At 71.0% G+C, this 25,102-nt stretch carries 17 protein-coding genes; 8 read left to right on the top strand and 9 right to left on the bottom strand.

Going from position 1 to position 25,102, the window contains the following annotated elements; all coding sequences use genetic code 11:
• Positions 1-116: 116 nt before the first annotated feature.
• The 5 genes from ACWDRB_RS31380 to ACWDRB_RS31400 all read right to left on the bottom strand — a co-directional run bounded on the left by ACWDRB_RS31380 (position 117) and on the right by ACWDRB_RS31400 (position 7,003).
• Positions 117-1,946 carry a glycoside hydrolase family 2 protein gene (locus ACWDRB_RS31380; protein WP_449899691.1) on the bottom strand — a complete coding sequence of 610 codons (1,830 nt, stop codon included), beginning with the start codon at positions 1,944-1,946 and terminating at the stop codon, positions 117-119.
• Positions 1,943-3,559: an alpha-L-arabinofuranosidase C-terminal domain-containing protein gene (locus tag ACWDRB_RS31385; RefSeq protein WP_449899693.1), complete on the bottom strand. Its 1,617-nt coding sequence runs from the start codon at positions 3,557-3,559 to the stop codon at positions 1,943-1,945. Before ACWDRB_RS31385 ends, ACWDRB_RS31380 begins: the two co-directional genes overlap by 4 nt.
• A 66-nt stretch (positions 3,560-3,625) precedes the next feature.
• On the bottom strand, positions 3,626-4,549 hold the full coding sequence (locus tag ACWDRB_RS31390) for a carbohydrate ABC transporter permease (RefSeq protein ID WP_449899695.1): 924 nt from the start codon (positions 4,547-4,549) through the stop codon (positions 3,626-3,628).
• Positions 4,546-5,490, bottom strand: a complete 945-nt coding sequence (locus ACWDRB_RS31395) for a carbohydrate ABC transporter permease (RefSeq protein ID WP_355209310.1) — start codon at positions 5,488-5,490, stop codon at positions 4,546-4,548. The genes ACWDRB_RS31390 and ACWDRB_RS31395 overlap by 4 nt, the downstream gene beginning before the upstream one ends.
• A 22-nt stretch (positions 5,491-5,512) precedes the next feature.
• Positions 5,513-7,003 carry an ABC transporter substrate-binding protein gene (locus tag ACWDRB_RS31400; RefSeq protein WP_449899698.1) on the bottom strand — a complete coding sequence of 497 codons (1,491 nt, stop codon included), beginning with the start codon at positions 7,001-7,003 and terminating at the stop codon, positions 5,513-5,515.
• A 256-nt stretch (positions 7,004-7,259) separates the two neighbouring features.
• Here ACWDRB_RS31400 and ACWDRB_RS31405 point away from each other — a divergent pair, with 256 nt between their 5' ends.
• The 3 genes from ACWDRB_RS31405 to ACWDRB_RS31415 all read left to right on the top strand — a co-directional run bounded on the left by ACWDRB_RS31405 (position 7,260) and on the right by ACWDRB_RS31415 (position 11,126).
• Entirely contained in the window at positions 7,260-8,765 is a 1,506-nt protein-coding gene (locus ACWDRB_RS31405) for a sulfatase-like hydrolase/transferase (RefSeq protein ID WP_449899700.1), read from the top strand.
• A 40-nt stretch (positions 8,766-8,805) separates the two neighbouring features.
• On the top strand, positions 8,806-9,843 hold the full coding sequence (locus ACWDRB_RS31410) for a LacI family DNA-binding transcriptional regulator (RefSeq protein ID WP_449899702.1): 1,038 nt from the start codon (positions 8,806-8,808) through the stop codon (positions 9,841-9,843).
• 107 nt (positions 9,844-9,950) lie between these two features.
• Entirely contained in the window at positions 9,951-11,126 is a 1,176-nt protein-coding gene (locus tag ACWDRB_RS31415) for a hypothetical protein (RefSeq protein ID WP_449899704.1), read from the top strand.
• A 59-nt stretch (positions 11,127-11,185) separates the two neighbouring features.
• On the opposite strand, the gene ACWDRB_RS31420 is transcribed toward ACWDRB_RS31415, so the two are convergent.
• The 4 genes from ACWDRB_RS31420 to ACWDRB_RS31435 all read right to left on the bottom strand — a co-directional run bounded on the left by ACWDRB_RS31420 (position 11,186) and on the right by ACWDRB_RS31435 (position 16,055).
• Complete coding sequence (locus ACWDRB_RS31420; protein ID WP_449899706.1) at positions 11,186-12,628, bottom strand: sulfatase family protein; 1,443 nt, start codon at positions 12,626-12,628, stop codon at positions 11,186-11,188.
• Between the two features lie 89 nt (positions 12,629-12,717).
• Positions 12,718-12,993 carry an ABC transporter permease subunit gene (locus ACWDRB_RS31425; RefSeq protein ID WP_449899708.1) on the bottom strand — a complete coding sequence of 92 codons (276 nt, stop codon included), beginning with the start codon at positions 12,991-12,993 and terminating at the stop codon, positions 12,718-12,720.
• Between the two features lie 75 nt (positions 12,994-13,068).
• Entirely contained in the window at positions 13,069-14,574 is a 1,506-nt protein-coding gene (locus ACWDRB_RS31430) for a sulfatase-like hydrolase/transferase (RefSeq protein ID WP_449899711.1), read from the bottom strand.
• 17 nt (positions 14,575-14,591) lie between these two features.
• Positions 14,592-16,055, bottom strand: a complete 1,464-nt coding sequence (locus tag ACWDRB_RS31435; RefSeq protein ID WP_449899713.1) for an ABC transporter substrate-binding protein — start codon at positions 16,053-16,055, stop codon at positions 14,592-14,594.
• A 145-nt stretch (positions 16,056-16,200) separates the two neighbouring features.
• Between ACWDRB_RS31435 and ACWDRB_RS31440 the strand changes: the two genes are divergently transcribed.
• From ACWDRB_RS31440 to ACWDRB_RS31460, 5 genes are read left to right on the top strand one after another with little or no spacing between them, the layout of a single operon-like run.
• Positions 16,201-17,253 (top strand): LacI family DNA-binding transcriptional regulator, encoded by a 1,053-nt coding sequence (locus ACWDRB_RS31440; RefSeq protein WP_449899716.1) that lies wholly within the window; start codon positions 16,201-16,203, stop codon positions 17,251-17,253.
• Positions 17,250-18,176, top strand: coding sequence for a carbohydrate ABC transporter permease (locus ACWDRB_RS31445; protein WP_449899718.1), 927 nt, complete (start codon positions 17,250-17,252; stop codon positions 18,174-18,176). Before ACWDRB_RS31440 ends, ACWDRB_RS31445 begins: the two co-directional genes overlap by 4 nt.
• Positions 18,173-19,051 (top strand): carbohydrate ABC transporter permease, encoded by an 879-nt coding sequence (locus tag ACWDRB_RS31450; protein WP_449899721.1) that lies wholly within the window; start codon positions 18,173-18,175, stop codon positions 19,049-19,051. Before ACWDRB_RS31445 ends, ACWDRB_RS31450 begins: the two co-directional genes overlap by 4 nt.
• 22 nt (positions 19,052-19,073) lie before the next feature.
• Positions 19,074-20,888 (top strand): glycoside hydrolase family 2 protein, encoded by a 1,815-nt coding sequence (locus ACWDRB_RS31455; RefSeq protein WP_449899724.1) that lies wholly within the window; start codon positions 19,074-19,076, stop codon positions 20,886-20,888.
• Entirely contained in the window at positions 20,882-24,904 is a 4,023-nt protein-coding gene (locus ACWDRB_RS31460) for a glycoside hydrolase family 2 TIM barrel-domain containing protein (protein ID WP_449899726.1), read from the top strand. The genes ACWDRB_RS31455 and ACWDRB_RS31460 overlap by 7 nt, the downstream gene beginning before the upstream one ends.
• Positions 24,905-25,102 lie beyond the last annotated feature (198 nt).

The following is a 25,102-nucleotide window of genomic DNA, read 5'->3' on the forward strand; positions in this document are numbered from 1 at the left end:
GATTAACGTTAACGTGAACGTTAATCCTGGGTTTCGAGGACGCTAACTCGTCACATCCGCGGATGTCAAGGGTGTGCGGCCGCGAGCACGCACCCGCCGCCCCCGCGCGCGCAGGCTCAGCGGTCCCTGGCCGCGCGGCGGGCCGCGTCGATGGCCTCGGCGGGCACCGACCGGGCCGGGCGGGTGAGGATGCGGCGGATGGTCTCCGCGGGCACCTTGGGTTCGCGGTCCTCGGTCAGCAGCCCGTTCCGCTCCTGCTCGGTGTCCGTCAGCTGGGTCCAGCACAGACCGGCCAGCTCCGGATTGTCCAGCACCGCGTCCACGAGCTGCCGGAACCCCTCGGTCAGCTCCTCGGTGGAGCCGACGGTGCCGTACCCGTGCCAGGCCTCGTCCGGCCCCGGGCGGAGGCTGGTCCCGCCGATCTCGGACAGCACGACCGGCTGCCCGCGCCGGACCGGGTCGCCGAGCAGGGCGACGCGCCGCGCGGGCGGGCGGTCGCCGAGGATGCGCGCGAGCGCCTCGGGCCCGGCGTAGCGCTCGCGGATCGACTCGCCGGTGGGCGCGTAGTCGTGCAGACCCCAGATGTCGCTCTCCGTGTGCTCCCACCCGTCATTGGAGATCACCGGCCGGGTGCCGTCGAGCGCCTTGGTGAGGTGGTAGAGCGCGGCGGTGGCGTGCCGCTGCTCGGGCACGTCCGCCGCGTGCCAGACGCCCCAGCTCTCGTTGAACGGCACCCACGTCACCACGCACGGATGGCTGCGGTCGCGGGCGACGACCTCCAGCCATTCGCGGGTCAGCCGCTCGACGGCGCGGGGCGAGTACTCGTACGCGCTGGGCATCTCGCTCCACACCAGCAGGCCGAGCCGGTCGCACCAGGCCAGGAACCGCGGATCCTCGACCTTCTGGTGCACCCGCACGCCGTCGAACCCGAGCTCCTTGGCCAGTTCGGCCTCTCGGCGCAGCGCGCCGGGAGCGGGGGCGGCCAGGTGGGAGCCGGGCCAGTAGTTCTGGGCCAGGACCAGGCGCAGGAACCGGGGCCGGCCGTTGAGCAGGAACCTGCCGTCTCTGACACCGACGCTGCGCAGGCCGACGTACGAGGTCACCGCGTCGATCAGGACGCCGTCGCGGCGCAGCTCGACGCGGGCGTCCAGCAGGGTCGGCCGCTCCGGCGTCCACAGGAGCCCGCCGAGCTCCATCTGGTGCCGGGCGGCCGGGACGGCGATCACCCACCGGCCGTCCCGCCGGTCGGCGCGGCACGTCTGCTCCGCCAGGACCTCGCCCCCGAGGGTGAGGACCACGTGGACGTCCACGGCGGGGTCCGGCCGCTCGGAGAGCTCGACCTCGACGGCCACCGCGGCGCCGGGCACGTCCGGGGTCCAGTGCAGCCGCCGGACGTGCAGCGCGGGCACGACCTCGGCCCAGACCGGCTGCCAGATGCCGGTGGTGCGGTGGTACCAGATGTCGTGGGGCTCCCCGCGCCAGTCCTGCTTGCCGCGCGGCTGGGTCGCGTCGTCGCACTCGTCCTGCGAGCGGACCACCACGACCTGCTCCCCGCCGGGGACGACGGCCTCGGTGACGTCGAAGGTGAAGGGGGTGTGACCGCCCTCGTGCTCGCCGGCGTACTCGCCGTTGAACCACACCAGCGCCCGGTAGTCCACCGCACCGAAGTGCAGCAGGAGCCGCTCGTCCGGCCCCGGCTCGCGCTCCAGACGCAGCGTGCGGCGGTACCACACGATCGGGTGCGGCTCGGGCTCGTGGACGCCGGACAGCTCGCTCTCGGGCGGGTACGGCACGGTGATCGCGCGCGTGAAGGCCCCGGCGTCGCGGTGCCGGCCCTCGGCCAGGCCGCGGTCGTGGTCGTCGGTCGCGTAGCCCCACTCGCCGCACAGGTCCTGCCAGCGCGGGCGGACGAGGAGAGGACGGGGGTGGCCGGCATCCTGGGTCACGAAGGCTCCTCGAGAAGGGTCAGCACGGTCACCGAGTGCGGTGCGATCTCCCACGCCCCGCCGCTCGCCTCGACCTCGCCCAGGTCCCGCACGCCGATCGTGTCCTGCGCGCCGAGCGTGTTGACCACGCCGAGACCGGGGACGTCGCCGCCGACGGTGCGCACCCGCGCGCGGGCGGGGGTGGCGCCGGAGCTGCCGTCGAGGACGAGCCGCACGCGGATGGTCTCGTCGCGGTGCCGGTTGACGACGGCCACCCGCACCGAGCCGTCGTCGGCGCGGGTGGCCGACACGTCGATGTACGGGACGGTCATGGGCGCGGTGAGCAGCCGGCCGTCCGGGCCCCAGTTGTCGCCGAGCCGGACCGCGGTCGTCCTGGCCGGGCCGTCCACCTCGGACGGCAGCACGGTCCTGCCGGTGTGGTGCCGGTAGAGGTGCCAGACGTGGTAGATCGCCGAGCGCAGCGCGCCACTGGGGCGGGCGACCACCAGGCCGTTGGCGTTGACCAGGTTGACCGGGTTGGCCATGGACACGGGCGCGGGCAGGCCGGCGGAGCGGTGGACGGCGTGGAACACGCCCGCGCAGAAGACCAGGTCGGCGACCGTGCGAGGGCTCCACCGGTTCACCCGCACCCGGCGTCCCGGACCGTCGCCCGCCTCGGGCAGCTCGCGCTCGGCGACGCCGCCGTCGTCGCCGGGCAGCGGCTGTGGCCAGTCCTCGGGTTCGAGGTGGCGCATGGTCCACTCGTCGAGCGCGAGCGCGGGCGGGCGCTCCAGGCCCACCTCGGCGGCGAGCTCGGTGACGAGCTGCGAGTAGGCGTGGATCTCCCGCTCGAAGTACAGCGCCTGGGCCACGACGGCGTCGTAGTCGTCGCCGGTCCACAGGTGGGTGCCGGCTCCGTACAGGTGCAGGGACAGGTAGTCCAGCAGCTTGCCCGCGCGGGCCAGCACCGGGCGCGTCCACTGCTCCTGCTGCCAGGGGATGCCGACGCCGATCAGGCGGATCTCGGGGTCGACCAGGCGCATGAACCGGGCGTGCTCGCGGGCGGCGGCGGCGTACTCCTCGGCCGTGCGGTGGCCCATCTGCCACGGGCCGTAGACCTCGTTGCCCACGCCCCAGTAGCGCACCTTCCACGGCTCGGCCCGCCCGTTCGCGGCGCGGCGGCCGGTGAGCGTGGTGGCGCGGGCGGAGTTGGTGTACTCGACCCAGCGCACCGCGTCGTCCACGCTCCGGCAGGAGTGCACCAGGTACGGCTCCGCGCCCGCCGCCTCGCACCAGGCCAGGAACTCGTCGGTGCCGAAGCGGTTGGACTCCTGCCCGCCCCAGGCCAGCTCCAGCCGGCTCGGCCGCGTCTCGCGCGGGCCGATGCCGTCCTCCCAGTGGTAGGCCGAGGTGAAGTTGCCGCCCGGCCAGCGGATCGGCCCCGGGCCCAGCTCGCGGACCAGGTCGAGCACGTCGGTGCGGACGCCGTTGAGCAGGCCGGGCTCGGCGACGGACAGCGGTGAGCCCTCGTCGAACACGCCGCCCTCGATGTTGCCGAAGAACGCCGATTCCAGGAAATGTCCGTAGACGTCGTCGTCGATCCGGCCCGCCGGGCGACGGGTGTCGATCGTCACGAGTGCCTCACGGCCATGGACAGACATATGTTTCAGAACTCCGTTCTCTTCACTGCGACGTTCCTGTCACTGCTTCACCGCTCCCGCGATGCTGTCGACGAACTTCCGCTGGAGGACGACGAAGACGGCGATCACCGGGATCAGCGAGATCACGGCGGCCGCGGCCATCCCCGACCAGTCCGTTTCCCGCTCGCCCACGAAGACCGTCATGCCCACGGCCAGCGTCCGCAGGTCGGAGTCGCTGAGCGTGAACACCAGCGGAAGCAGGTAGACGTTCCAGGCGAACAGGTACGTGAGGATGACCACCGTGGCGGTGATCGGCCAGGCCAGCGGGAGCATCACGCGGAAGAAGACGGTGAAGTGGCCCGCGCCGTCCAGCCGGGCGCACTCCTCCAGCTCCTTCGGCAGCTTCCTGAAGAACCCGGCGTAGAGGAGGGTCGAGGCGATCTGCCCGCCCGCGCCCAGGCCGAGTATCACGCCGGCGTGGGTGTTGAGCAGCCCGAGCTGGTCGGTGAGCTGGGTGACCGGGATGATCGTGTAGCCCTCGGGCAGGAAGAACGTGACCAGGAACAGGCCGATGACGAACTTCTTGCCGGCGAAGTCGTAGCGGCCCAGCACGTAGCCCGCCAGGGCGCTGCGCACGACGACGAGCACCACCGTGCCGGCGGTGATGACGAGGGTGTTGACCAGATACCTGGCGAAGCCGACCTCGCTCCAGGCACGGGCGTAGTTCTCCCAGACCGGCTCCTCGGGCAGCAGACCGAGCCCCGTGCCGAAGATCTCGGGTGAGGTCTTCAGCGACGCCGAGACCAGCCAGACGAACGGGTAGACCCACAGGCCGCCGAGCACGAGCAGCAGGACGGCGGTCACCACCTGCCCGGTGCTCGGCCGGCGGCGCGGGGCCGCCCGTCCGGCAAGCGGGCGGCGGCGCAGGGCCGGCCGTCCGGCAAGCGGGCGGCGGGCGGGCCGGGTGTCCGCGGGCGCGGTCATGCCGAGCCCATCCGGCTCCTGGCCCAGCGCATGCCCAGCGCCTGGGCGATCGCGAGGACCATGGTGAGCAGCCCGAACAGCACCGCCGCGGCCGAGGCGTATCCGAGCTGGGGGACGGTGGCCTGGAAGGCCGTACGGAAGATGAAGATCTCGATCACCTCGGAAGAGAAGGACGGCCCCCCGCCGGTGAGGGTCTGCATCAGGTCGAAGACGTTGAACGCCGCCACGGTGTCGATCAACGTGATGATCACCAGGAACGGCACCAGCAGCGGCAGCGTGACGCGCCGGAACTCCGCCCAGGGGCCCGCGCCGTCGATCATCGCGGCCTCGTGGACGCCCTGCGGGATCGTCTGCAGCGCGGCCAGCCAGTAGATGAGGGTGATGCCCAGCCACTTCCACACCCAGACGGCGATCCCGGCGAAGAGCGAGGTGCCGGCGTCGGCGGCGAAGTTCGCCGGCGACTCGATCAGGCCCGCCCAGACGAGCGACATGCTCACCGGGCCGCCGGCGTCCAGCAGCAGCGTGAACACGATGCCGACGATGGCGCCCGTGGTGACGACCGGCAGGAAGAACAGCGTGCGGAAGAAGCCCTTGAACGGCGTCTTCTTCCGGTTGAGCACGATCGCCAGCGCGAGCGCCAGCCCGACCCGCAGCGGCACGGCGATCACGAGGAACACGATCGAGTTCCAGAACGCGTTCCAGAAGAGCTCGTCCTCGATCAGCCGCGCGAAGTTCTCGACGCCGATGAACGTCCCGGCGTCGGCGAAGCCCGGCCAGTCGAGGAACGCGAACCACCACGACGCCAGCAGGGGATAGATGGTGTACGCGCCGTACCCGACGAGGGTCGGCAGGAGGAAGAGGTAGATCCACCAGTCCTTGCGCAGGCGCCTCAGCCGTCCGGGCCGGGGGTGTGCGGAGGTCTGCCCGTGGGTTGTCGTCATGGTGCTCCCGTCCGGCCGCCCCTCAGCGGCCGGCGTAGTCCTGCTGCTCGTAGTCCTTCTTGCGGTCCCAGTTGGCGAAGACCCAGGCGTCGAGGCCGACCTCGACCCCCTTCTCCTCCTTGACCGCCTTGATGGCACGCTCGCGCTCGGTGCTGAGCTGGTCCTTGTAGCGCCGGAGCTGGCCGCCCACGTCGGAGTTGGAGCCGGTCAGCACCGACTGGACGATGTCGCCGAGGTCGGGATGGATGTCGCGCATCTCGGCGAGCACCTGCCACACGCCCGGCGTGCCGACCTCGGGCACCGGTCCGATGCGCACGTCGTCCTGGAAGTTGGCGACGCACTGCCGGTAGGCGGGGTGCACCTGCGCCTCCGCCACCACCTCGGCCAGCGCGGGCGGCTGGTCCATGGCGGCGGCCAGCTTGAGCTGGAACTCCCTGGTGGTCATCTGCAGCAGCACCTCGGCCGCGGTCTGGGCCTTCTTCGACTGTTTCGACACCCAGAACGTGCCGGGCGCCGGAGGGCTGTAGACGAAGTTCCTGGTGGTCTCGGGGCACGGAATGTGCCACACGCCGACCCCGCGCTCGACCGCCTCGGGCTCGTCCACGCGCAGGCCGCCGACGAACCACGCGCCCCACGGGTAGATGGCCGCCTGCCCGGCGGCCCATCGGGCGCGGGCGTCGCGGGGGCCCATCGACGCGGACGCCGGGTGGACGACCTTGTCCTTCTGCAGCGAGACGAGGAACTCGACGGCGTCGATGTACGGCTGGGAGTCGTGGACGTACTCGCCCGTCTTCCAGTCGATGGCGCCGGGCCCGGGGGCGCCCGCGGTCATCGCGAGCCGGTGCACCAGCGCCGCCAGGTACGCGGGGTCCTTGAGCGGGATCACCATCCCGTACGCGCCGGCGGCGTTCCCCTTGGTCACGCGGCGGGCGACGTCGCGCAGGTCGTCCCAGGTGGCCGGCTCGTCCTCGGGGTCCACCTTGGCCTCCTTGAGCAGCGCCGTGTTGAACCACGGCACCGCCTCGTGATTCCGGCCGGAGAACGGCGCGAAGGAGTAGATCTCGCCGTTGAAGCGGTGGATGCCGTCGTAGAGCTGGCCGGCGACCGGGCTGCCGGCGAAGTCGGCGAGCTTGCCGACCGGCTGGAACCAGCCCTCGCTGACCAGGGCGGCCGGGGAGACGGCGCCCAGCCCCGCCAGCGAGTGCACGTCCGGCATCTGGTTGCTGCGCCGGGCCACCTGCAGCGCCTGGCCGAGGTCGGGCGCGTCCATCTGGCGCCGTTCGATCGTGACGCCCGCGTGGCCCTGCTCGTAGGGGCTGAAGAGGTCGCTCTCCAGCATCTTGGTCAGCGGCCTGAACTGGTCCCACCACTGCAGCGCGTTACCGGCGGCCTGGCTCTGGCGGCTCATCTGCCCGCCGCCGGTGCACGCGGTCAGCGCCGCCGCCAGGACGGCGGCGCTCGTGCCGCCGAGGAACTGGCGGCGGCTGACGTCACGGCGCCCGGCGCCTGACACATCGGGCAGGGTTCCAAGGATTCGGCGATGCGACCCCATGGCGACTCCTCTTCGTCGTCGAGTCGGTCACGATCCCGCCCAGCCCTGAACCTTCAGGGACCCCCGTGAAGCGGTTCCATGTTTGCGCTAACCTATGACTGCCACCTATCAGCGTCAAGGTCATGACGGTGAGGTTTCTTTGAGCTGCAGCTCAGGCGCCATGATCCCCGCTGCTGACGGTGAATCCGATGTTTGCGGAAACAAGCATGGAGGCCCGATGAGCCAACCCACGAACGTGCTCTTCCTGATGACCGACCAGCACCGCGTCGACACCCTCGGCTGCTACGGCAACCCCCACGTGGCCACACCGCACCTGGACGCCCTCGCCGCCTCGGGCACCCGCTTCGACGCCTGCTTCACCCCGTCGGCCATCTGCACCCCCGCCAGGGCCAGCCTGCTGACCGGCGTGCTGCCGTTCCGGCACCGGCTGCTGGCCAACTACGAGCGCAACGTGGGGTACTCCGAGGAGCTGTCGGACGCGTTCACGCCCTTCTCCCGCCGCCTGCGCGAGCACGGCTACAACGTCGGCATCGAGGGAAAGTGGCACGTCGGGCGGCGGCGCGGCCCCGGTGAGTTCGGCTTCGACGGCGCCCACTACCCGGGCTGGCACAACCCGGTGGGGCACCCCGACTACCTGGCCTGGCTGGAGCGCCACGGCCTGCCGGGACCCGAGATCAGCGAGGAGGTGCGCGGGGTCTTCCCCAACGGAGAGCCCGGCAACCTGCTCGCGGGCGTCCTGCACCAGCCGGGGGAGGCCACGTTCGAGCGCTTCCTCGCCGACCGCACGATCGACCGGCTCGAACGCTACGCCGAGGACTTCCACCGCGACGGCCGCCCCTTCTACATGGCCGTGCACTTCTACGGGCCCCACCTTCCCTACCTGCTGCCGCGCGAGTACCTGGAGATGTACTCGCCCGACCTGGTCGAGCTGCCCGAGTCGATCAAGGAGACGTTCGAGAACAAGCCGCCCGTCCAGCGGCGCTACAGCGAGCACTGGACGCACGACACGCTCGGCGAGGAGACCGCGCGCCGGCTCGTGGCCGCGTACTGGGGATATGTGACGCTCATCGACGAGCAGGTCGGCCGCCTGACCGAGGCCCTGGAGCGGCTCGGCCTGACCGGCAGCACGGCGGTGGCCTTCACCGCCGACCACGGCGAGTTCACCGGCGCCCACCGCCTGCACGACAAGGGCCCGGCCATGTACGACGACATCTACCGCATCCCCGGCCTGCTGCGCGTCCCCGGCTCGCCGGGCGGCGCGTCGACCGGGGCCTTCGTCAGCCTGGTCGACTTCACCGCGACGATACTCGACCTGGCGGGGGCCGGCCCCGAGCCGGGCGCCGACGGCCGCAGCCTGGTGCCGTTCGCGCTGGGGGAGGAGCCCGCCGGCTGGCGCGAGGACATCACCGCGGAGTTCCACGGCCACCACTTCCCCTATCCGCAGCGCATGTTGCGCACGCGCCGGTTCAAGCTGGTGGTCAACCCGGAGAGCGTCAACGAGCTCTACGACCTGGAAGAAGATCCGTCCGAGCTGACCAACCGCTACGGCGACCCGGCGCTCGGCGAGGTCCGGTCGGCGCTGATCGGCCGTCTCTACCAGCGGCTTCGGGCCTCCGGCGACAATTTCCACCACTGGATGACGTCGATGTACGCTGTCGGCGGCAAGGACTACGACACGTCCTTGAGCGACTTCGAAGGAACCAATCACCAGGGCCTGGCCTGACCTTGTTCAGCGCTGCTACGAGGAAGGGAGAGCACCCCGCGTGGCTCGGCAACCAGGAACGGGGGCGTCCGGCGGCCCGTCGATGGCGGACGTCGCCAAGATCGCCGGTGTGTCAGGACAGACCGTGTCGCGGGTCGTGAACGGCAACGACCGGGTGACCGCCGCCACGCGGCTCAAGGTCGAGACGGCCATGAGACAGCTCGGCTACCGCGCCAACATCGCCGCGCGGGCGCTGGCCACCGGCCGGTTCGGCACGATCGGCGTCGTCATGTTCAACCTCAGCGCCGTGCTCAACGTCCGCATCCTCGAGGCCGTCGTGACCGGCGCCCAGGCCCGCGGCTACTCGGTGAGCGTCGCGATGGTCAACGGCCCGACCGAGAAGGACATCCGCGCCGCCGTCCGCGGCCTCACCGACCGCGCGGTGGACGGCGTGATCGTGATAGAGGCCCGGGTGCTCGACACCCCGCACCTGCAGCTTCCCGAGGAGGTGCCGGTGGTGATCGCCGACAGCAGGGCGGCGCACCGGCACCCCACCTTCGGCATGGACGAGGCCGCCGGCGTCCGCGCCGCCGTGGATCACCTGCTCGGGCTCGGCCACGCCACCGTCCACCACGTGGCCGGGCCGACCGGCTCGAACCCGGCGCAGCGGCGCCGGGCCGCGTGGCAGCGGTTGCTGAAGCGGTCGGGCCGCGCCGTCCCGCCGCCCGTCGTCGGCGACTGGTCCCCGCAGTCGGGGTACGACGCCGCCCGCCGCCTGCTGGCCGACGACGACGTGACCGCCGTCTTCGCCGCCAACGACCAGATGGCCGTGGGCGTCCTGCAAGCGGCGGCCGAGCTGGGCCGCAAGGTGCCGGACGACCTGAGTGTGGTCGGCTTCGACGACCTCGACTTCGCGCCGTTCCTCATCCCGCCGCTGACGACCGTCCGCCAGGACCTCGCCACGGTGGGCCGCCGCTGTCTCGAGCACCTGATCATGCAGATCGAGGCCCCGCAGGGGGCCGAGGCGTCCGCTCCCGCCAGCAGGTTCGTCCGGCCGGAGCTGGTGGTGCGGGCCTCCACCGCGCCGCCGCGCCGCTGACCTCACCGCCACTGTCCAGGCCGTTGACAGGCCGCTCGGGTTAGCGCAAACATGAATGTGCTCAGCTGAACAACGCATCGGCCTTCCCTTCCGAGAAAGCAGGTCACATGCTGCGCCGACTGTCGATCATCGCCTTAACCGCGGTTCTCGCCGTCTCGCCCGTCACCCACGCCGCCGCGGCGGAAGGAGCAGAATCCGTGCCCGACGCCAAGCCGCTCGCCCGCGCGTACGGCGCTCTGGGAGCCAACTTCAACCAGAACCTCGACGCCCTCGACTACCGGGAACTTCGCGAGGCCCGCGCCCGGTGGGTCCGCGGGTTCTTCCCGATGCCCGCCGCCGACAAGGGCGACCCCGCCGAGCACTTCGCGATCAGCACCATCACCAAGGCGGCGGCGCGCGGCTACGACACCGTCCTCAGCCTGAAGTTCCCCTACGACGCGGCGTCCTTTCCCGCGCCGGGCAGCCCCAGGATGGCCGCGGAGCTGGCCCGGCTGGACAAGGTGCTGCCCACGGTGATGGGCAAGGTGGACATCCTCACGATCGGCAACGAACCCTTCATCGAGAGCCTGCCCGCCGAGCGTGACCGGCGGCTCAACGAGTTCTACGAGACCGTCGCCCGGCACGTGATCGACTACCGGCGTGAGCGGTGCGGCGCCGACTGCGGCACCGCGCTCTACATGGGCGCGCTGAACCGGCTCGACCTGCCGGACCGCCGCACGCCGGCGGCCGAGCGCTGGATGACCTTCGTGCGCCAGACGCCGGAGATCGAGGGCGTGGACATCCACCCGCACATCCCCGCGCCGGAGAACGCGCAGCCGTTCCTGGACTACATCCTGCCGAGGATGCGCCCCGACCAGACGTTCCTGGTCACCGAGTTCTCTCTCGTCTGGTACTGGCAGCAGCACCTGAAGGACCCGGTCGCGGCCACGTTCGCCCAGAAGTACGGCTTCCCCTCCGGCACGCTGGTATGGCAGGTCATCAAGGCCGCCATCGACAAGCCGTTCAGCGAGCGGAAGTGGGATGACTTCCTGGCCGGCAGCCCGTGGTTCACCAGCCAGTCGGGCTTCCTGCGCGACCAGATGAAGCTGTACCGGGGCACCGGGCGGCTGGCGGTCGCCACGTACGCCTTCAAGCAGGACGACCTGATGGTCGAGAACTTCGGCCCCGGTAAGGCCCCGTGGCTGCTCAACAGCGTGTACGCCCCCTACACCGTGCAGCCCCGCGGCGCCCTGTCGGGGCGCGGCTACTGGCTCGACGACTTCCGCGCGCTGCAGCGCCACTGACCAGGCCGCGCCGGCCGCCGCGAACCGCGGCGGCCGGGCTCGCCGGCGCGCTCGTGGGATCACCAGTGCGCCGTCCGCGGCTGGCTACGATCTTCGGTGGCGACCAGGACGTCGAGCAGCAGCTCCTGCAGCTCGGCCCGGACCGCCGCATGAGCCGGGTCGTCCCACAGGTTGTCCAGCTCCATCGTGTCGGTCTCCAGGTCGTACAGCTCGCCGGAACGCGCTCGGGTCGTGGACGGCGCACCATGGTAGACGACGACCTTCCAGCGGTCGTGCCTGAGCATCGTGGTGTGCACGGGCTCCTCGTACGGGTGGCCGCTGTTGCGGTACTCGCACAGCGCCCAGTCCCTTGCCGGCGCGTCCTGCTCGCCGCGGGCCGGCGGCAGGAGGTTCAGCCCCTGCCCGCGGGGGAGTGGCGGTGCGCCCGCGGCCGCGAGGAACGTCGTCGCCAGGTCGATCCACTGGACCAGCCCGGCCCGCCGCTGGCCGGCGGGCAACCCGGCGGGCCAGCGCATGACGAGCGGCACGCGGACGGCGCACTCGTACATCAGCGGCCCCTTCAGCATGAGCTGGTGATCACCGAGCATCTCGCCGTGGTCGCTGGTGAAGACGACCAGCGTGTCCTCGGCCAGGCCCGCCTCGTCGAGGGCGGTGAGAATCCGGCCGACCTCGTCGTCGACGAAGCTCACCATCGCGTAGTAGTTGACCCTGACGTCGTGGAGCTCGGATTCCGTGTACTCCGTGTAGCCGCGTGCGTGGCCGGCGTAGGAGCGGTGCGAGGCCTCGGTCTGCACGGGCGGCTTGCCGGCGAGCTCCTGGTCCCGGGTGACCGGACGCCGCAGAGCCTTTCCGCGGTAACGATCGACGTACTCCTTCGGCGCGCCGAACCCGTGGTGCGGGTCGAAGAAGTTGGCCACGAAGAAGAACGGCTTGTCCGCGTCGCGCGAGCGCCGCAGGTAGTCGATGGTCTCGTCGCCGATCCACCGGCTGTAGTGGAACTCCGTGGGAAGCGTGTCGAAGCCGGCCCCGGAATCGGCCTGGGCGGCGGCCTCGTACAGGTCCGGCCGTACGGCCCGCAGCCACCGGTGGTAGGCGTTCTCGGACGACCCGACGTAGGGGTCGTGTGCCCACCGGAACACGCGGAAGCCGTCGTCCAGCCGCGGCTCGAGACGGCCGCCGAAGCAGGCCCCGCCGACGTGGAACTTCCCGGCCAGGCCGCAGTCGTAGCCGTGGTCGGCCAGGGTGCGCGAGAACAGGTGCTCATGCGCGGGCAGCCCGACGCCGTTCGCCCAGGCGCCGTGCGCGTGAACGTAGCGGCCCGACATCAGGCTGGCGCGGGAGGGGCCGCAGACCGGGCTCTGTACGTAGCAGTTCTCGAAGAGCACGCCCTGGGCCGCCAGCCGGTCGAGGTTGGGCGTGTCGATCTCGTCGTTGCCGTAGGCGCCCATCGCGTCGAAGCGCTGCTGGTCGGTGCAGATGAGCAGGATGTTCGGTTGATTCATGTCTCTCATTCGAGGTCAGGACTTCACGGCCCCGGCGATGCCTTCGACGAAGTAGCGCTGGAGCGCGAGGAAGACGACGAGCAGCGGAATCAGGGAGATGGTGCCCGCGGCGGCGAGGCCGGACCAACCGTCGCGGTAACCGGTCCCGCGAGCGGCAGCATGACCCGGAAGAACGTCCGCAGGAAGCCGGCGCCGTCCATGATCGCCGCTTCTTCGAGCTCACGCGGGATGCGGCTGAAATAGCCGGCGTAGAGCAGGACGGCGACCACCGCGCGCTTGCCGATGAAGTTCCGGTGGGCGATGACGTAGCCGGCCAGCGCGCAGCGCAGGACGACCAGCGCCACGGTCCCCAGGGTGATGAGCACCGTCCGCCTCCTCCTCGATCGCATCGCGTCCGGAGGCACCTCGCCGGAGGATGTCGTGCTCCCCGTGTCCATGGTCTACCGCGCCTCCACCGCCTCCGCGCCGGCCGGGGCGGAGCCGGCCTGGTGCCAGTTGTGTGACGCGCGTTTGAGGGTGTAGACCGCCTCCGGCAGGTCGTCCCGGACGCGGATCATCCAGCGGGCGAGATCGGTGGTGAGGGCGGCACGGATCTCGGCGAGCGCGGGATCGTCGTACCGGTTGTCCAGCTCCGCGGGGTCGGCGTCCAGGTCGTAGAGCTCGCCGGCGCCGCGCTCGTCCAGGAGCAGCTTCCACTGCTCGCGCCGGAGCATCACCGTCGTGCCGGACTGGGTGACGGTGTTGAGCTCGTCGAAGGTCCGGCCCTCGTACGGGAAGTGCAACGGCGGGCGCTCGTCGACGTCGTAGGACAGCCCGCCGAACCCGCGTTCGCCGTATCCGCTGGCGAACTCCTCGGCCGGATACGGAGCCCCGGTGAGCAGGGGCCACAGGCTACGGCCCTGGACACCGGGCGGGATCTCGACGTCGATCGCGTCGCAGATCGTCGGGAACAGATCGGCGAGCGAGACGAAGTCGGTGCGGTTGTCCATGGCCCGCACGCCCGGCCCGGCGACGGCGAACGGGATGCGCATCAGGCACTCGGGCATGCCCGCGCCCTTGCGCTGCAGCCCGTAGTCTCCGACGTAGTCGCCGTGGTCGGCGACGAAGAGCACCAGCGTGTCCGCGTCCCGCCCGCGTTCGCGCAGGTGCGCGAAGAACCGTTGGAGCTGGTCGTCGATCAGCCGGAGCATGCCGCAGTAGTTGGCGCGGTAGCGCCGCCACTCGGCGTCGTAGCCGGGCCGCTTCTCCTCGATCAGCTTGCGCAGCCAGGTGTAGGCGCCGCCCTTGCGCGCGGCGCCCTCGGGCCCGGCCAGCCGGTCGGGCACCTGGTCCGGCCCGAAGAGGCTGAAGTACGGCTCCGGGACCTGGTACGGATTGTGCGGTTCCGGGAACGACAGCCAGGCGAAGAACGGCCGGTCGCCGGGCGTCCGGTCGATCGCGCTGATCGCGTCGGAGACGATCCGGTGCGGGAACTGGCACTCCAGCGGGAACGGTGTCGGCTCGTGGCTGACCGAGTGGTCGAGCGCGCCGAGCCACTGCTCGAACCGCGCCTGGTCGGCGGTCGCCGCGCCGGCCGGGCCGCGGTTGTGCCAGTACGGTGCGGCGAAGGTGTCGAAGTCGCCGGGCTTGCGGTGGAAGTGCGTCTTGCCCGCCAGGTGCAGCGCGTAGCCGGCGTCGCGGAGCACGTCCACCAGGTCGGGGCCGCGCAGCACGTGCTGCGCCGCGCTGTTCTGCCTGACCCGGTGCGCGGACGGGTAGCGTCCGGTGAGCAGGCTGACCCGGGCGGGCACGCACAGCGGGGACGTGGTGTGCGCCCGCTGGAATTGCGTGCCGCCGCCCATCAGCCCGTCGAGGAAGGGCATGGTGTCCAGGGGGAAGCCGCTCGCGGCGGTCCAGCCGGCACGCTGCTGGTCGGTCATGATCAGCACGATGTTCGGTCGGTTCACGGGATGAGCCCCCATCGCTAGCGCTCGGCGTACATGGGCTTGAGGTAGTCCGCCCGCGGCTTCCAGTTGGGGAAGGCGTAGTCGTCCAGGCCGACCTTCGCGCCCTTGCCCTTGGCCGCCGCGATCGCCGCGTCCCGTTCCTTGGCGCTGTCGCTGGACAGCTTGGTCAGCGCCGCGCGGACGTCGGTGACGTCGCCGCTGAACGCGCCCTGGACGATGTCCCCGAGGGTGGGGGTGACCGGCTTGGACTCGATCTGCACCCGCTGGACGTCCTTGTTCCCGGCGACCGGAGTGGGGGCGAGGTAGACGCTCTCCTTGAACCAGGAGATCAGCTTCTTGTAGGCGGGGTGCGCTTGGGACTGTTCGACGACGGCGATGTCGCGGGGTGGCTGCGACATGGTCTCGGCGACCCGGCGCGAGTAGTCCTCCGTGGTGAAGTAGTCGCCGAGCAGCTTGTTCGCCGCCGCGGCGTGCTTGCTTCCGGGCGACAGCCAGTATTCGCCGGGCTGCGGCACATGGTAGGTGGCCACGGTGTCGCCCGCGTCGGGCACCAGGATCGGCCCCACGCCGAGCTTGTCCGCGAAGTCGGGCGTGCTCTGCAGCGCCACGCCGGGGCACCACGGGCCGTCGAAGTAGTACGCCGCCACCCCGGCGGTCCACCGGGCGCGCGCCACGTCGTCGGTCCAGGAGTTCGCCCCCGGCACCAGCAGCTTGTCCCGGCTCAGCGACACCAGGAACTCGATCACGTCGAGGTATTCGTCGGCGTGGAAGGCGTACTCGCCGGTGGCGTACCGCAGGCCGAGGCCGCCCTCGAACCCGGCCGCCTGCGCCAGGTCGTGGACCTGCTCGCCCAGCCGCTGCGGCATGCCGACGTTCCACACCCAGCCGTACGACTGGCCGCCGCTCTTGCTCTGCACCGTCCGGGCCGCGGCCCGGAACTCGTCGTAGGTCCTGGGCGGGGCCTGCGGGTCCAGCCCGGCGCGCGTGACCAGCTCCGTGTTGAACCACGACGCCGCGACGTAGACCTGGTGGCTGAAGACGGGGAAGGCGTAGATCTTGCCGTCGAAGACGTGCAGGCCCTCGATGAGCGAGTCCTTGACCCGGGCCGTCGCCTCGTCGCCGAGATCCAGCGGCTGTGCCCACCCGGCGGCGATGAGCGCCGCGGGCGGCACGTTGTTGAGGCCGGCGTTGGAGTGGACGTCCGGCAGCTGGTTGCTCTGCTTGGCCAGTTGCAGCGCCTGGCCCATCTTCGCGGGGTTGTAGTACGTGTACTGGACGGGGGCGCCGCCGGCGCTCTTGGCGAATTTGGCGAAGATGTCCGCCTTCGCCTTCTGCAGCTGGTTCTGGTGGTCCCACCAGGTCAGCGACCCGCCCGCGGCACCGCCGCCACCGCCTCCGCCGCCACCGCACGCGCCGGTCGCCGCCACGGCGGCCAGGGTGCCTGCTGCGGAGAGGAATCCCCGCCGAGTCATCGCGGTCATCGGTCCTGCCTCCCACCGGCGGCTGTGAACGTCGCGTAAAAATGTTGCCGCGCGGCAAATTCATTCTTGCCACGCGGCATGCCGCGCGGCAAGACTCTTGTATGAACTCAATGTCATCGGCTTCCCCTGGAGGATGTGAACGACCGTGGTGACACAACGTGACGTTGCGCGGCTGGCCGGAGTCTCCGTGCGGACCGTCTCCAACGTCGTGAACAACTTCGCCTACGTGTCGGAGGAGACCCGCGCCCAGGTCCAGCGCGCCCTGGACGAACTCGACTACCGGCCCAACGTCGCGGCGCGCAGCCTGAACCGGGGGCGGTCGAACCTGCTGGCCCTCGTGCTGCCGCTGGACGTGCCGTACTTCACCGAACTGGCCGCCCACGTGGTGGATCGGGCCGAGGAGCGCGGGTACACGGTGCTCATCGACCGCACCGAGGGGGTGGCCGAACGGGAGCGGCAGATCGTCATGCGGCGGGACCGGTCGGCCCTCTTCGACGGGTTCATCTTCAGCCCGCTCGGCCTGACCGAGGACGAGCTGCGTAGCTGGGCCGGCAACTGCCCGACGGTGATGCTGGGCGAGATGCGGGTGGAGGGCATGGACCACGTCGCCATCGACGACACCGCCGCGGCGCGCAGCGCCACCGCGCACCTGGTCTCGCTGGGCCGCACCCGGATCGCCGCCATCGGCGTGCCCCACCTGCCGCGCTCGGAGACCGCCGCGGCGCGGAGGCAGACCTCGGCGCACCGGTCCGACGGATACGAGCAGGCGCTGGCCGAGGCGGGGCTGCCGCTCCGGCCCGAGCTCACCGTACGGGTGCGGCGCTACCAGCGCGAAGACGGCCGGCGCGCGATGGACCAGCTGCTCGATCTGGCGGAGCCGCCGGACGCGGTGTTCTGCTACAACGACCTGCTCGCCATCGGGGCGGTGCGGGCGGTGGTGTCCCGGGGGCTGCGGGTGCCCGAGGACGTCGCCGTCGTCGGGTTCGACGGCATCGAGGAGGGCCGGTTCGCCAATCCGGCGCTCACCACCATCGCGCCCGACAAGAAGCGGATCGCCGAGCTCGCCGTGACCCGCCTGCTGGAGCGCGTCGAGGGAGACCAGGGCCCGCCCGTCCATCTGGAGGCGCCCTGGCGGCTGGTGATCGACCAGAGCACCACCGGCGGCACCGGGCAGAGCGCTCCGGAGACGCGCCGATGACGGTCGCACTTCCTGCCGCTTCGGGAACGCGACCGCGCGGCACCGCGTACGTCTGGCTGTTCCTGGCCCCGACCGTGCTGCTGTACGGCGCCTTCACCGTCTACCCGATCATCGGCAGCTACGCGTACTCGCTCACCGACTGGAACGGGTTCGACACGGGCCGGACGTTCATCGGCGTGGCCAACTACCGCGAGGTCCTCGCCGACCCCATGTTCTGGAGCTCGTTCCGGCTGACGCTGACGTGCATGGTCTGCGCGGTGCCGCTCCAGGTGCTGGTCACCCTGCTGGTCGCGATCCTGCTCAACTCGCCCCGCATGCCGCTGCGCAAGCTGTTCCGCACCGCGCTGTTCCTACCGGTGGTCACCACCACGGCGATCGTCGGCGTCGTCATGCAGTTCGTCTTCGACCCGGCCAGCGGCCCGGTGAACCTCGCGTTACGCGAGGCCGGCCTGGTGACGGACGGCATCGACTTCCTCGGCCAGTCGTCGACGGCGCTGGGCACGACGATCGCCGTGTACGTGTGGAAGTGGTTCGGGATCACCCTGGTCTACTGGCTGGCCGCGTTGCAGACGGTGCCGAACGAGGTGTACGAGGCGGCACGCCTCGACGGCGCCGGAGCCCCCGCGATCCTGCGGCACATCACCCTGCCCCTGCTCAAGCCCTTCCTGGTCATCATCACGCTGCTGTCGATCGAGGCGTCGTTGCAGGTCTTCGACCTCGTCCTGACCATGACCGGCGGCGGCCCGTTCTACTCGACCGAGGTGATCGAGGTCTACATCTACCGGTGGGCCTTCGCCGCCACCATCCCCCGCCTCGGGTACGCCTCCGCGGCCGCCGTCCTGTTCGGCCTGTTCGTCTGCCTCGTCGGCATCCTGCAGCTGCTCGCGGTCCGCGCCGCCCGGCGGACCAGGAGGGCGGCATGAGCACGGTCGCGCAGACGCGCCCCCGCCCGCGACGGACCTGGAGCGCGACGCTGCGCCGGCTGCCCTGGTGGCTGGCCGCCGCCGCGCTCGCCATCGGCTGCCTGCTGTGGATCTACCCGTTCCTGTGGATGGTCTCCGCGTCGCTGAAGACGTCGGCGGAGGTGTTCACCCAAGGGCTCGGCCTGCTGCCCGACAACCCGGCATGGGAGAACTACGAGCGCGCGTGGAGCAGCGCGCAGTTCGGGAAGTACCTGCTCAACACCGTGATCGTCACGGTGAGCACGGTCGTGGTGGTGCTCGTCCGGTGCGCCATGGCCGGCTATGTCCTGGCCCGTCACGAATTCCGCGGGCGCCGGATCGTCATGGGCGTCCTGGTCGCCACGCTGTTCGTCCCGGCCGGATACACCATCATCCCGCTGGTCGACCTCTCCCAGCAGCTCGGCCTGCTGAACTCGCTGACGGGCATGATCGTGGCGATGTCGGGGGCCGCGAACGTGTCGGCGATCCTGCTCTACGCCGGATACTTCCGCGGCATCCCCAAGGAACTGTCCGAAAGCGCGCTCATCGACGGCGCCGGGTTCCTGACCGTCTTCTTCCGCATCATGCTGCCGCTGGCCAAGCCGGTGACGGCCACGGTCACCGTGCTCACCTTCCTGAACACCTGGAACGCGTTCTTCCTGCCGCTGGTCTTCACGTTCTCCAGGCCCGACCTGCGCACCGTCAGCGTCGGCATGCTGGCGTTCGTCGGCGAGAACACCACCGACTGGTCCGGCATGGCCGCCGCGGCGACGATCTCGCTGCTGCCCGTCGTCGCTCTGTTCATCGTCCTGCAGCGGTACTTCGTCGAGGGCATCGCCGGTGCCGTCAAGTCCTGAATCCCCGGAGAAAGCGAGTCTTGTGAACACCGTCATTCCCCGTCCCGAGTACCCGCGTCCGCAGTTCGTCCGCCCCGCATGGCGGTGCCTCAACGGAACCTGGCAGTTCGAGAGGGACCCCGGCGACTCGGGGTTGGAGCGGGGCCTGCTCGACCGGGATCTGATCGGCGAGATCGTCGTGCCGTTCTGCCCGGAGGCGTCGCTGTCCGGCATCGGCGATCCGGACTTCCATCCGGCCGTCTGGTACCGCCGTACCGTCCGGGTGCCGCAGGACTGGGCCGGGCAGCGGGTGCTGCTGCACTTCCAGGCGGTGGACCACGACACCACGGTGTGGGTGGACGGCGTCGAGGCCTGCCGGCACCGGGGCGGGTTCACCCCGTTCACCTGCGATCTGACCGCGGCGGCCGATCCGGCGCACACGTACACCGTGGTCGTGCGCGCCCGCGACGCCCGCTCCGGCCCGCAGGCGCGCGGCAAGCAGAGCACCGACTACGAGGGGCGCGGCGCGCACTACGGGCGCACCACCGGCATCTGGCAGACGGTGTGGTGCGAGCCCGTGCCCGGCACGCACCTCGGCCGGCCGCGGATCACGCCGAACGTCGCGGCCTCCGCGTTCCGCGTCACCGTGCCGGTGTCGGGCGACCGCTCCGGGCACGCCGTCAGGGTGACGGTGTCGGACCAGGCCGGCGACCTCGCGCAGGCGCAGGCTCGCGCCGGCCTCGACCTGGCCGCCGAAGTCTGGCTGCCGCTGCCGGACGACCGGGTACGGCTGTGGTCCCCCGAGGACCCGCACCTGTACGACCTGCGCATCGACCTGCTCGACGGCGACGGCGCCGTGGTCGACACCGCCACCAGCTACGCCGGGCTCCGCTCGGTCGCCATCGACGGGCACGCCGTCCTGCTCAACGGCGAGGTGCGCTACCAGCGGCTCGTGCTCGACCAGGGCTACTACCCCGACGGCCTGATGACCGCGCCCACGGACGAGGCCCTGCGCCGCGACATCGAGCTGGCCGTGGCCGCGGGGTTCAACGGCGCGCGGCTGCACCAGAAGGTGTTCGAGGAGCGGTATCTGTACCACGCGGACCGGGCGGGTTTCCTGGTCTGGGGCGAGTTCGGGGACTGGGGGGCCAACGTCGGCGGGCCGCCCGGCGACAACCAGCAGCCGACCGCGTCGTTCGTGACCCAGTGGCTGGAGGCGGTCGAGCGCGACTACTCCCACCCGAGCATCGTCGGCTGGTGCCCGCTCAACGAGACCTGGCAGCGGCTGCACGACCGGATCACCGTGCTCGACGACGTCACCCGGGGCATGTACCTGGCCACGAAGGCGGCCGACCCCACCCGCCCGGTGATCGACGCGTCCGGCTACGCGCACCGGGTCCCCGGCGCCGACGTCTACGACTCGCACTGCTACGAGCAGGATCCCGAGGTGTTCGGCAAGCTGATGGCGGGGCTGGCCGACGGGACGCCGTACGTCAACGCCGATCCCGACGGCACGGCGTGGTCGGTGCCGTACCAGGGGCAGCCGTACTTCTGCAGCGAGTTCGGCGGCATCTGGTGGAATCCGGACGTGCGTCCCGATGAGAGCTCCTGGGGATACGGCGAGCGCCCCGCCGGCGAGGAGGAGCTCCAGCAGCGGTTCGCCGGCCTGGTCGGGGTCCTGCTGAACGACCCTCGGATGTTCGGCTACTGCTACACGCAGCTCACCGACGTCTTCCAGGAACAGAACGGGATCTATCGCTTCGACCGCTCCAGCAAGCTGGACGTCTCGCGGATCCGCGCGGCACAGCTACGTCCGGCCGCCATCGAGCAGGCGCGATCTGAGGCCGAGGGATGTTAACCAGCGCGAAGAAGCGGCGGGCGTTCGCCGTCGGGCTGGTCACCGTCTTGACGCTGCTGTCCCCGGCCGCCCTCACCCCCGACGCCGCTTTCGCCGTCGCCCCCGTGCAGGGCGGGACGATCGAGGTACGAGGCCGGGTGGTGGACGCCCGTGACGGCATGCCGATCGCAGGGGCCGGCGTGCACGCCTCGAGGTCCGGGGTCTACGCGACGACCGCGGGCGACGGCACCTTCACGCTGGCCGGCGTGCCCGACAGCAGCGCCCTCGTGGTCGCGGCCAAGGAGGGCTACGCCTTCGCATCGACGGTCGTGGGAAGTTCGCTCACCCTCAAGCTCAAGCCTGACGAGCCGGCCAGGACGGAGTACCCGCGCCCGGACGCCGATCGGCGCCCGTTCACCGGCGACGCGTGGCTGTCGCTGAACGGCACCTGGTCGTTCGACTTCGACCCCGGCGACGTGGGCGAGCGTGAGCGGTGGTTCGACCCGGCCCACACGCTGGGCAAGGCGATCCGGGTGCCGTTCGGCTACCAGTCGCTCGCCGCCTGGGGCGAGGAGGAACTGGCGACCAAGGAGATCTTCCGCAGCGCCTTCTCCGGCTACCGCGGGACGGTCTGGTACCGGCGCTCGTTCACCGTGCCCAAGGGTTTCTCCGGGCAGGTGCGGCTGCGCATCGGGGCCGCCGACTGGGGCGCGGCGGTCTGGCTCGACGGCAGGCCGGTGCTGCCCTACACCGGGAACGGCTACACCGAGATCAGCGCCGGGCTGGGCGCACTGGCTCCGGGCTCGACCCACACGGTGACGATCCGGGTGGTCGCGCCACCGACGACGCCCGAATCGCCGTACCCCATGGGCAAGCAGACGGGCGTGCCCGACGGGGAGAACACCGGCTGGTTCACCGACGTCGGCGGCATCTGGCAGTCGGTGTGGATCGAGCCGTACACCGACGCCCGGCTCGTCCAGACGCGGGTGACCCCGGAGCTGACCTTCGAGGGGGACACGCGCGCCCCGTCCGCGGCGGCCGCGAGGATCGACGTCACCGCCGTCGGCGCGCGAACCGCCACGGTGAAGATCAAGGACCCCGGCGGAAAGGTCGCCGGCGCCGTCACCGTACCCCTGAGCGACGGCAAGGGCTCGGCGCGGATCCCGATCGAGCGCCCGCTCCTGTGGGAGCCGGACGATCCGGCCCTGTACACCGCCGACATCCGGCTGGGCGACGACGACGGCATCCGGACCACCTTCGGGATGCGCACGATCGACCGTCAATGGGCGCCCGGCCACACCGGCGAATACCAGTACATCCATCTCAACAACCGGCCGGTCTACCTGCGCGGCGTCCTCGACCAGGGCTACAACCCGTGGGGCCTGTACACCTACACCGGGGTCACCGCCGGCCCCGATCTGCGCACCGGGACGGAGGCCGAGCCGGGCCGCGGGTCGATCCTGCTCGACCTGAAGAACGCCAAGAAGCTCGGGTTCAACGTGATCCGGAACCACCTCAAGGTCAACGAACCGGCCTACTACCACTGGGCGGACAAGCTCGGGCTGATGATCTGGTACGACCTCCCCAACGCGGGCTGGCACTCCCTGGGAGAGGAGGCGGAGCGGCTCTTCGAGGGGTTGCTGCGCGACACGTTCCAGCGTGATCACAATCACCCGTCGATCGTGATCTGGACGATCTTCAACGAATCCTGGGGCATCAACGACGAACCGTGGCAGCAGCCGATCCCGGCGGCGGCATTCCCGTACGTGCGCAGGATGGTGCAGACCGCGCACGGCCTCGACCCGACCCGGCTGGTCGTCGACAACTCCGCCTGCTGCCAGAACGGCCACCTCGACACCGATCTCAACGACTTCCACTACTACCTGTCCACCTACGACGAGTGGAAGAGACTCCTGGACGGGTTCGACGCTCAGGTCAAGCCGGGCTCCACCTGGAACTTCGACGACGGCGCCCAGAGCGGACAGCCCTGGCTCAACTCCGAGTTCGCCATCAGGTCCGGACAGTTCCCGCACACGGCGAGCCTCTTCCGCGCCTATCCCCAGCTGAACGGCTACGTCGGCGTCCAACTGGCCGAAACCGAGCAGGAGGTCCACAGCCCGGTCACCTTCGACCGGCAGCCGAACCAGCCGGAGTTCACGGACCATGACGGCAGGTCCCGCGGCATCGAGATGTTCCAGGGCGACGACGCGATCTCCCTGATGGGCCCATCGACGCGCACCGTCGAGCGTGGAGGCGCGATCGACGTCCCGGTCAGGATCAGCCACTTCTCCGATGACGATCTCTCCCGGGCCGAGCTCCGGTGGAAGATCGGCGGATACGACGACGAGGGCCGCTGGGTCTCCGACGCCGGTGGCGGGTCGCGGCCGGTCGCCCCCTCGCGGTACGGCGTCTCCGACGCCGGCACTGTGTCGGTCACCGCACCCGGCAAGCTGCGGGCCGGGCACCTGTGGATCTGGCTCGAGGCCGGCGGCAGGACCGTCGCCGAGAACTACCTCACCTTCGACACCCCCGGCCCTGACGGCGAAGCCGGTTTCCCGGCAGGCGAGGTGACCGCGCAGGAGTGGACCGGCGGAGCCCAGGCCAAGACCACCGGCGGGTCGGACTGGGTCACCGGTTACGGCCGTGGCCACTTCGAGTACAAGGTCCAGGTGCCGGAGGAGGTACGCACGGCCCGGGCGCGCGGGGCGACCCTGGTGGCGGAGATCGCGGCCGCCCAGGCACGCGGCTGGTACGACCCCAACAACGTGACCAGCGCGCGCCGCTACCCCACCCGCCTCACCGTGTCCGTCAACGGCAGTTCGCTGCCGATGATCGAGTTGCCCGACGATCCCCACGGTCCGACGGCGCTGGCCGGTCGATCACGCGGCTCGATCGCGGGGGACTTCGGCAACCGCTACGGCTATCGCGTCGCGATCCCGATCACCACGCGGCAACTCGGCGACGCCGACACCGTCACCGTGCGCTTCGCCTCCGACGGCGGCGGGCTGTCGATCTTCGGCGCCCGCTCGGGCCGCCACGGCACACCGCCCACGCTGGTCAGCGGTCATGTCTCCGTGCCCGACGAGCGTCCACGATTCCGGGCTGTCGACTCCCGGCTCTCGGTGTACCAGGCTCCGGCCGCGATCTCTCCCGGATCCGGCTCCGGGACGGCGATCGTCTCGGTGGTCAACGACACCGCCAGGACGGCGAGGAACGTCCGAGTGCGGCTGTCGGCCCCGAAGGGCTGGACCGCGACCGCCGCCGAGTCTGATGTGATCAGCTCACTGAAGCCCGGCGAAGCCCGTCATGTCGCGTTCACCGTACGGTCCGAATCGGCCGTGTCGACCGGCCGGACCGCGGACTTCACCGCCACCGCGAGCTGGGGCGAGCACGCGATCCAGACGATCAGCAGATCGACGGTCGACTTCGCCCCCGAGGCCTACCCCGAGGTCGGCGTGGACGACACCTTCGACACCGACTCCAGCGCCGGCTACACGCTCCACAAGCCGTCGGCGAGCGAGGCGTTGCCGCAGCTGACCTTCGGCGCGGGCACCCTGCGGGCGCAGGGGCCGGGCGCCTACTACGGGCTGGTCGCCCATGGCTCCGGGCCGAAGAGCTCCCGGGCCGTGGTGATCGTCGACCACGGCAAATGGGCCGGCACGGGGAAGGGGCAGGACGCCCTGTTCAACGGGCTGGTCAAGGACGAGCGCAACTACGTCATGGCCTGGACCGGGATCAAGGGCCAGCACGGCATCGACATCAGGATCGACGGCAAGCTCACCAGCGCCTGCTGCGCCACGGGGCCCCTGGAGCCCGCCGATCGCTGGGCGTTCGTCCTCGACGGCAACGCGATCAGCACGTGGGTCGACCGCGGGCGCGGCTGGGGCTGGTCCCAGATCATGACGAGCACGACCCAGGGCCGCGTCGACTTCACCCAGCCCGGTGCGCTGAACGGCTGGCACTACGCCGCGGGCCTGCGCGGCAACGCCGGAACCCAGGCGATCAGCCGCCTCGAAGGCCGCAGCGCCTCCGGCTGAGGAGGGGACCGGCGTTCCTGATCGTGATCGGGCCGCTCCTGTCGCGGTCCGGTGCGGCGACTCGCAGCTCCACAACACCGGCACGGCCGGGGAGGTCCCGGCGCGCTCGGCGATGCGCGCCCGTACGGGAGGCGCCGTTCCGCACCGACATCGGCTCGGATGTGACGAACCAGTCGAGGCGCTCACCAAGGATGGCGG

This window comes from Nonomuraea sp. NPDC003707 (assembly GCF_053587055.1).

Bases quoted from the DNA above. Each gene is read 5' to 3' on its own strand.
- ACWDRB_RS31390 (WP_449899695.1), bottom strand. From the start codon at position 4,549: ATGACCGCGCCCGCGGACACCCGGCCCGCCCGCCGCCCGCTTGCCGGA.
- ACWDRB_RS31395 (WP_355209310.1), bottom strand. From the start codon at position 5,490: ATGACGACAACCCACGGGCAGACCTCCGCACACCCCCGGCCCGGACGG.
- ACWDRB_RS31405 (WP_449899700.1), top strand. From the start codon at position 7,260: ATGAGCCAACCCACGAACGTGCTCTTCCTGATGACCGACCAGCACCGC.
- ACWDRB_RS31415 (WP_449899704.1), top strand. From the start codon at position 9,951: ATGCTGCGCCGACTGTCGATCATCGCCTTAACCGCGGTTCTCGCCGTC.
- ACWDRB_RS31420 (WP_449899706.1), bottom strand. From the start codon at position 12,628: ATGAATCAACCGAACATCCTGCTCATCTGCACCGACCAGCAGCGCTTC.
- ACWDRB_RS31435 (WP_449899713.1), bottom strand. From the start codon at position 16,055: ATGACCGCGATGACTCGGCGGGGATTCCTCTCCGCAGCAGGCACCCTG.
- ACWDRB_RS31445 (WP_449899718.1), top strand. From the start codon at position 17,250: ATGACGGTCGCACTTCCTGCCGCTTCGGGAACGCGACCGCGCGGCACC.
- ACWDRB_RS31450 (WP_449899721.1), top strand. From the start codon at position 18,173: ATGAGCACGGTCGCGCAGACGCGCCCCCGCCCGCGACGGACCTGGAGC.
- ACWDRB_RS31460 (WP_449899726.1), top strand. From the start codon at position 20,882: ATGTTAACCAGCGCGAAGAAGCGGCGGGCGTTCGCCGTCGGGCTGGTC.